Annotated in this window: 6 protein-coding genes; 1 reads left to right on the forward strand and 5 read right to left on the reverse strand. The window is 60.5% G+C overall.

Annotated elements, in window-relative coordinates; translation table 11 throughout:
• Positions 1-237, forward strand: a 237-nt coding sequence (locus ACYP5B_RS17860; protein ID WP_459570556.1) for a hypothetical protein, incomplete at its 5' end; no start/stop codon positions are given.
• A 236-nt stretch (positions 238-473) separates the two neighbouring features.
• Here ACYP5B_RS17860 and ACYP5B_RS17865 read toward each other — a convergent pair.
• The 5 genes from ACYP5B_RS17865 to ACYP5B_RS17885 form a co-directional block, all read right to left on the reverse strand.
• Positions 474-1,574, reverse strand: a complete 1,101-nt coding sequence (locus tag ACYP5B_RS17865) for a caspase family protein (RefSeq protein WP_459570557.1) — start codon at positions 1,572-1,574, stop codon at positions 474-476.
• A 26-nt stretch (positions 1,575-1,600) separates the two neighbouring features.
• Positions 1,601-4,105, reverse strand: a complete 2,505-nt coding sequence (locus ACYP5B_RS17870) for a GAP1-N1 domain-containing protein (RefSeq protein ID WP_459570558.1) — start codon at positions 4,103-4,105, stop codon at positions 1,601-1,603.
• The gene (locus ACYP5B_RS17875) at positions 4,095-4,931 is read right to left on the reverse strand and encodes a TRAFAC clade GTPase domain-containing protein (protein ID WP_459570559.1); all 837 of its coding nucleotides are present in this window, start codon (positions 4,929-4,931) and stop codon (positions 4,095-4,097) included. Before ACYP5B_RS17875 ends, ACYP5B_RS17870 begins: the two co-directional genes overlap by 11 nt.
• A 3-nt stretch (positions 4,932-4,934) precedes the next feature.
• Complete coding sequence (locus ACYP5B_RS17880; RefSeq protein ID WP_459570560.1) at positions 4,935-5,720, reverse strand: TRAFAC clade GTPase domain-containing protein; 786 nt, start codon at positions 5,718-5,720, stop codon at positions 4,935-4,937.
• A gap of 175 nt (positions 5,721-5,895) precedes the next feature.
• Complete coding sequence (locus ACYP5B_RS17885) at positions 5,896-7,215, reverse strand: GTPase-associated system all-helical protein GASH (protein WP_459570561.1); 1,320 nt, start codon at positions 7,213-7,215, stop codon at positions 5,896-5,898.
• Between the last annotated feature and the right edge of the window lie 564 nt (positions 7,216-7,779).

Here is a 7,779-nt window from a genome sequence, read left to right on the forward strand (position 1 = left end):
GCCGGGATTCGCAAATATCTGAAGCTTAAGATATTTGCGAATCCCGGCCAGCCCTCGATACTGAGCATCACAAATCTGGAACCCAGAAATTACCCTCCACTCTGGAAAACGGTGGCGCCGTTGGCTCGGGATGGAACACTTGCGGACAGCATTCTTGGTTGGATAAAAAAACAAGCCGACCAAAACCGCCGGACGCGCGCTAACAGTGATGATGTCGCTCGAGCGGGAACGGGCTGACTTTGTCGTTGGCGTCCTCCCTGCTGCCTGGACCCGCACGTTCGCGGGCGAGAATGCTTTGGCAGCATTGACGTCGCGGTCGTGGACCGCTCCGCAGCTGCTGCACGTCCATCCTCCTATTCCAAGACCTGCGACACCATTCCCTACGTCGATGGCCTAGAGCGGTACTTTTCGTCTTGAGCTTTGGCTGCCGCCAGATCCTTTCGCGTCGGGCAAGTATGCTCAAACGGTCGCGCTCAAGGCGCCTGCAGCATCGCCAACTGCGGATGGTTCGAAAAGTCTTCCTTCGCTGTCCTAAGCAAGCTGCCGAAGTTGATACTCCTGCCTCCGCCGCCCTGTTTCAGCGTGCGAAGCGCTGCATGCCAAGCAGCCTGACCAGTGGGATGAAACTGGAGACGGGACAGGTCACCACCGGCGCGGCTCCACACCTCCTGGTCCCTCGGTCCGAATGGGTAGAGCTCGACCAAGACCTTCTCTAACACGGGCCAAGGATCCTCCTCTTGCGCCGTGTGCGTGGTCTCTAGGCTGTACGGCGACTTCTTCCCGCCTTGGCTCAGCGCGACGGCGAAGTTCACTTCAAGGTTGTCAGCTTTAAAAATTGGGTGCTGATCGTCTGGGATCAGCTTAGGCACCTCTTCGGAAACATAGTTAAATAGGTCAAAGACCTTGATGAAGCCGCTGGCGCTCTTGTCGGCAGCTCCGCGCAAACCTGCCAGCAGTGCAGTCGTGAAAACGCTGTTCCTCGCGCCGATAAATACGGCTGACACTTCGTCAGCACGACACGATGCCATCAGAGCACGTCCGCTCCCGACTGCCAGCTTCGCGAAGGTGTTTTGGGTATAGCCAGACTTGAACTCGTGGCCTTTGCCATCGGTCAATCTCTTCGAGATTGCAGCCCCCCCAGCATGACAGGCGTCAATGAAGACCAGCAGTCGCTTCGCCTTGATCTGCGCAAGTGCCGCAGCAAACTCATCCGAGCTAATGGATGTGTTTTCAATGTTAGCGAGGTCGCTATCCACGGTCACCAGCACGCTGTCCTCATTGCCTGGGCTGCCCACGACGGCACCGTGGCCGGAGAAGAACACGCAGGCCGTGTCATCAGGGCCCGCCCGAGCAGCCAGTTCGTCTAGACCCTTCAACACAGCTGCTCGAGTAGCTTTTGCGTCCAAGAGAGTGACGACGTTGGCGGGGGCATAGGCACAGTACTTCGGCGATGAGAGCGTCGCGGCGACATCGTTGACGTCGTTCAGGATCGCAGCAGGCAGGCTAGAGATTTGCTGATAGTTCGCCACGCCGACAAGAAGGGCGTGGCCTTGCGGGTAGCCAGTTGGGTTCATGTTTCAACGATAGGTATGTAGGAGCGTCAATGCCAGCCAACGATGTCCGTGTCGCTGGCATACAGGCGCAGCTTCTCGTTCCAAGGGAAGTCCTGGCACATCACGGCAAGGAGCTTACGCGTAGTCGGACGGCCGCCATAACGGATTGAATTCAATGCAGTGTGCCAACGTGTTGCCCCGTTTTGAGACCATCCCGGCAGGTCGGAATTCTTTCCTCCGGCACGTGACCAGAGCTCGCCGCTGTCCGGACCGCTTGGATAGAGTTCACAAGCCTCTTCCTCGAACGCGCTCCACTTCTCGGCAGCGCTTGGTTTTGAGATTCCAAGCTTCCAACGCGTATAAAAGCTAAGCAAGCCTGCGCACAGACGTAGCGCTGGCATGAGATCTGGACGATGGTCGGCAAGCCGGTCCGAAAGATATTTGGCCGCGCGCTCCCAGCGTCGGGACGCCACTAGCGTTCCCAGTTGCTCAGAGTCCGTATGACAAAGAATGCGAACGTCCCTCAAGAGATGGTTCAGCCATATGATGAACGCCTCTTCGAGGAACGACGGGAGGGCACTGACGATTGCTAGACGCGCATCAACCGTCACCGATGACCTTCCAAGCACGGACTGCAAGCTCGAATTCGCCATGATTGCGCGCTCAAGCGGGGCTTCAGGAGGAGTCACCACCGCGCCTTTCGCAGCGACGTCTAGCCAGCCGGTTGCGGTCGCCTGCAGGTAGTGGTCACACTGCGAAGCGGGTAATAGTGACCACAGCCGCGCCCGCTCCGGGGTGGCGCTGAGGTCGGCCAAGGGTGTCTGTGCCAGTGCCTCGAGTAGGCCGGTGTCGACGGGCCGTCCTTCGGCGAGTTGGGCTACAACGTTGTCGCGCACACCGATGGCATTGCTTGGAGCGCTCCACAGGGAAGAGTTCTTGCCAATCGCAGCGCCCCACACCTTTTGCTCGGTGATGTCGTCGCAGCGGATGTTAGACAGGATCTGGGGGTGGGCAGCGGCCATGTCTGCACACAATCCGACCAAGCGCAAGTCCTTATGCGCGAGTGCGCATTCCAACGTCTGGAGAGGGCTCGCGTACCGAAGGGCTGACCGCAAACCGGCGCTGTGGTCTGGGTCGTTGTCCACCTTGAGCTGCTGACCTGTGGCATCCAGGGGGGGCAGCGTTGAAGCGAGTACGGCGCCGTACGCGGTCAGCCACCGCCTCTTCAGCAGCGGCGAGAGCAGGGCCGCCGGAGTGCTAACGTGGAGCTTTCTGGGCACTTCCACCGCCAGCCGCTGCTCTACTGCCGCGTCAGCCGGTAGGGTACCTATGGCTGCGGCGAACGCGGCTTGGCTACGCTCAGCCCATCTCCAGATCGCTTGGGAAAAGGCGGGCTTGTCTCGACGAGCGGCAGTCGATAAGCCGGCTGTCACTGCAGCGCGCCACGGCGGCAATGCGAGATCCTCATCAACCGACGCCGCGACCATCTCCATTAAGTCGCTGTCGTCCGCTAGCGCAAATCCGAGGCTGCTGACGAGGAGCTCAATGGCCGACCACAGCGACCGCGTGTTGGCAAAACCAGAGAGCGCCAAATTCCTCATTGGCAGCAACTGCTTGCAGCCTGCGCCGGGAATCAGGGCCGTGAACCGACCGATGAGCTTGTCCTTGATGCTTGCGCCGAGCGTCGGCTGATTTGAGAGGCCGTCTGCCAAGCGTATAGCGGCCAGCAAATCATCGAAGCTTGCGCCGCCAGAGAGTAGTGTGTGCAGCCGTTCAAGCCTGCTTAGTTCCCTGAGCGTATGGACTTCAAGGCCCAGGTCCTCGGCGAGAGCCAGGATTGGCTGCACGTCGCGCTGGCCACAGAGAACCCCGGCGGATTCAGAATCCGGGGTTTGATCGTCTGGCTTGACTATGCGGTGCTTCGTCCAACGAGCTTGGAGCTGCTCGGGCGTGCATACAAGCGCCGGCGTGGGTTGTTCTACCACGTCGTTCGGACCGAAGCTCAACCGAAATGCGAAGCTTCGTCTTGAGGCCGGCCAGAGGTTCCTCCACAGTGAATCGACGAGGTGCTCGAATCCCTCGACACCCAGTCGGACAACTGGAGCTAGTTCTAGGGCTGTCAACGCGTTGGCCGTCCCGATCAGGTCAGCGGCCGGCGCATGGATACTGCCGACAGCGTCAAGCTCAAGCGTTGCCACCGAACCGGGGCAGTCTGTGACCGAAGGCACCAGCCACCCAAACAACGCGGCCAGGCTTCCAACCTCGCACATAGCGTCCAAGCTTACAATTAGCGCGTGAGTCAGCACCATGCCGCCGCGCGACGCGCTCGAATCCAGGAACGTGCGAGCGAGAATGTAGTGGTCGTCGATGGGAAAGCCGCGAACGAACGGCGACCAAGCCTGGACGCCTGGGGGCACTGCATCTGGCAGGTCGAGCTTTGATGCGATGGCAGCGGCTATGTGCGCATTCGGACTCGCCACTCTGAGTCCGTGGCCGCGGCCTGGGACCTCGCCATAGATAGCCTGCTCGACTCGCATTCGCTCAGGACCCATCGGCCATCAAGCGTTGGATCGGCAGGGTAATGTCGGTGTTCTTCACGCCGTCGGGTAGCACCACGTAGCCGAACTCTTCGGGGCCGCGGGTTGCGTAATCCTGGTCCGCATCCGTCTTGCTGAGCGCGCGTTCGAGGGCCGACAGGCCAATAGCCGTGGGCGACGTCCAATTGCTGCGCACGAATGACCACAGCATCGGCAGTCGAGACGCCAGGAGGTCAGCCGGCAGCTCCGTCGTTTCAAGCTCATCCCAGCAGCTCAGCAAGATGGTCAAGCGAGGCTTGCGAAGCGGTCGGTCCAAGTGGAACTGCGCCAGGTAGAGCAGCATTTGGAGGAGCTCCACTGTCCTTGCTTGGTCTGACGGCTCGTATGCGGCTTCCTCTCCCTGGGGCTCATCCGCGGCGAATGACTGCAGCGGGCGTGAGAACAGGTCGTCTTCGGACCGAAGCGAATGCAGTCTGATGAGCAAGACCCAGTCCGTGGCTTCGAGCACGCGCTCGCGCCATGCGGCCGGGATCCGGCGCTGCGTGACAAGGTTGCGGACCTGTTCGCCGCCGTAGTCAGGCCAAACCAGTTCGGCGTAGCGGCCGACCTCGTCCATAATGGGCCAGACGCTCTCGACGTAGGTGTCGGCAGGTGTGTGGTCGGTCGACTTTCCCTCAGTCAGGCAACTGAGAGCTGTAGTGAACGCTTCCAGGTTCGTTGGAGCGCCGGACATCTTAAGCGCACACGCCTTGACCATGAGCCGCTTCAAAAACTGGGCCCCGTAGTGAGTCTTCCCGACGTTCGACTCGCCGACCAACAAGATGGTGTGTTGAGCTGCCACCAACTATCTCCTACCGAATCGAAAAAGCGGGTCGTGACCAGATGATTCTGTCGTGGGCAAGTCCACCCCCGCGCGCTTGGTGCAAAGAATCCAGCCAAATAGCTCGCGGAAACCTTCTGCAGCATCGACCTCGCCACGGGGGTACACGCTGACTGTGAATTCCGGGACGCTTGATGATACCGACGCCACCGCTTTTCTGATCTGCGCTTCCATGGCTGGCGCCACGTCTACGTCTCCCTTCGTCCAGACGAGTGCCAGACGCCGTCCGCGGGCCTCGGCCACTGCACGCTGAGCAAGCAGCTGAAAGTCGTTTCGAGCGGACCCCATCTTGGGTCCAGCAAGTGCCTGACGGTCAGCAATCAGCAGCGTGACGTCTGCGTGCCGGGCAATCCAACGAGCCCCTTCCGCGTCGGCTGCCTGCTCGTTGATCGCCCATTTCTGAAACCACTCTCCGGGTGCGTCGGCAAAAAGAAGGTCGCGCAGCGACCCATCCTCACGGCGAAAGCCAAGGTGAAGCATGCCGGGTGCTCGAGCCGCTCCGCTGGGCGTGTGGGGCGGAAAGCTTGGAGGCTGCCCCGGCTTCCAGCGCAGACAGGTCGCCACCGCCTCCCAGCCTGCCAGCGTGTATGAGTTGCTGAAAGAATTGGCATCAGTAGTCAGTGCACCTCGACCCAGCAGTAGGTAGAACGCGCCCAGAATGGTCGTCTTACCTGCGCTTTCGGGGCCGACGATACCGACAGTGATAGGTTTGACCCTGCCGCTGACGAAGTTGAGGTCAGACTCTCCCATCGCCAAGCCGCTCCATGGGAGCAGCATCTGGTCGGAGTCAGACGGGGCGGCTACTGCGCCCGTGCTGACGACACGCTTCCACTCGGGGCACATATCGAGCCGGATGTGGCCCAGCGTGCAGGTTGTGTTGTCGTCAGCGAAACAGTTGGGTTGGGGGCACCTGTCCATGAACGCCTTACTTCTTCTTGGCCCGCTTGCTTGGGCTGTCGCTGGTGGCGCGTGCGGTCTGGAGCTCACGGAACAGGTATGTTCCCCAATCGGACGGGGTCATCTTTGTGGAAGCGTCCACGCCACCGAGGGCGCGCAGGGTCGTCGCTTCGACTGCGCCTGAATCCTGCGGGTGCCCAATCAACGACAGCAGCGGGCCTCGGCCAACTGGTGCAGGCGCGTACTGAGCAGCCAGCGCGCGGAAAGGCTGCATGAATGCGGTTGTCCTGGCGTCGCGCACAAGGCTAGCGACGTCACGCTCGCCGTTGCCATGGTCACCTTTTTCAGCCGGAAGACAACGGATGGCCTCCCGCAGGAAGGCCGACACGCTCGCTGGTGAATAGGTTGGCACCTGTTCATGTAGGTCGAGCGCCATCAAAGCAGAGGCCTCGAACGGCGGCAGGTCAAGGTAGCTCGCACGAGCGCTCGGGGAATACAGCGCTTCCTTCCACCAAAGCAGGTGCGTGCGGCGCTGCAGACCTGCCGTCGCACCGCTGAAGCTGGCTAACGCCTTGTCAACGTGCGCGGTGACCGCCTTCGCCAGAGTAGACAGCGGGCCCGAGAGGTCGACGGGGGCTGGCGCAAGCTTCTCGGCCATCCCATCCAACGCCTCTCCGATGGCGACGCTCATCTTGTTTGCAAAGTCTTGCGACCACGCCTGGGGATTGTTCGCGGTGTTATGCTGATTCGGGTTGGTGGGCCCCCAAGGCCCTGCGGCGGAATGGATCTTCGCCTTGAGCTCACTCTGATTGACAGTGGGGACCTCATACTCCGTGGACACTGGGGCTGGCGGCGTGTACTGCAATGGATCGACCGAAATCATCTCCGGCGTTGCCCACTCTGCCTCGGCGCGCGCATCGACCTTCGTCTCAATTTCCCTAACAGCTTCGCGCCAAATCTCGGCTTCGTCGGACGTTTCGGCGTGGGCCAGAGCATTGCGCGCCGTGTTGACGAAGGCGACGGCAATCGCATCGTCGGAACGAGCCGCCTGCACGATCGCGTCTAGCAGGATGGCCCGCAAGATGCCAACGGGGCGCGCGGGAAAGGCGTTTGCAACAGTCTCCCATTGTTTGCGGAGGGAGGCCATTGCCTCATCTACGGTTGGGTCCGTGGCTGCAACGTTGGGGTCGGCCGCCACCATCGTGAAGCTGGCAGTCTTCGAGGGCGCCTTTCGAAGAGCGGCTGACAGGTCTTTGGCCGTGGACCGAAGCTTCTCGAGTTTGGTGTCATCGCCTTTGAGGTCGATAGCTCCAATCTCAAGAAACCTCAACAGAAATTCTTGTTCCATCCACTGGCCTCCAGACCTTTGTTGTGATGCCGCGAAATAATACCTGAGCCCCCCCGGTTCGACATTGGGTACCGCACGGCTCCCTCCATGACATCCGAGGCGATTTTTGGCCGTCCAAGTCGGCTGTAGTCGAGCGTCTGTCCCACACATCCTTCCCTGTTCGCACCATCTCAGTGAGGTATCTGCAATGAGATGATACCAGCACTAATTTCCAGTTCGCACCTACGGTCGCGGATAAGGGGGGAGAGCGCCGTCGAACGGCAGCACGCAAGACCCGTCGTTTGAAGGTGGCTACTCACTTGTTGTCGGCTACCGGCTGCAGGTGGATTAAACCAGGCGGACGGGGAGCTTCTCACCGGCAGTCGGATTGTTTGATTGGCGGTTACCAAGCTGATATGACTCCCCGTGTCAATCGAGATTGGTTTGATTCAGTTTCACAGTTGCATGCTGTTCTCCTAGCAATTTCCTGAGGGCGACGTAGCAGTAAGTCTCGACGGTGGAGTGTGTCACGAACACGGGCGCGAGCCTGTGGTGCTGTGTCAAAGATGGGAGACGGCCTCCCGA

It is taken from the genome of Cupriavidus sp. 8B (assembly GCF_054589115.1).

Coding starts and splice junctions, on each gene's coding strand:
- ACYP5B_RS17865 (WP_459570557.1), bottom strand. CDS start 1,574: ATGAACCCAACTGGCTACCCGCAAGGCCACGCCCTTCTTGTCGGCGTG.
- ACYP5B_RS17870 (WP_459570558.1), bottom strand. CDS start 4,105: ATGGGTCCTGAGCGAATGCGAGTCGAGCAGGCTATCTATGGCGAGGTC.
- ACYP5B_RS17880 (WP_459570560.1), bottom strand. CDS start 5,720: ATGGGAGAGTCTGACCTCAACTTCGTCAGCGGCAGGGTCAAACCTATC.
- ACYP5B_RS17885 (WP_459570561.1), bottom strand. CDS start 7,215: ATGGAACAAGAATTTCTGTTGAGGTTTCTTGAGATTGGAGCTATCGAC.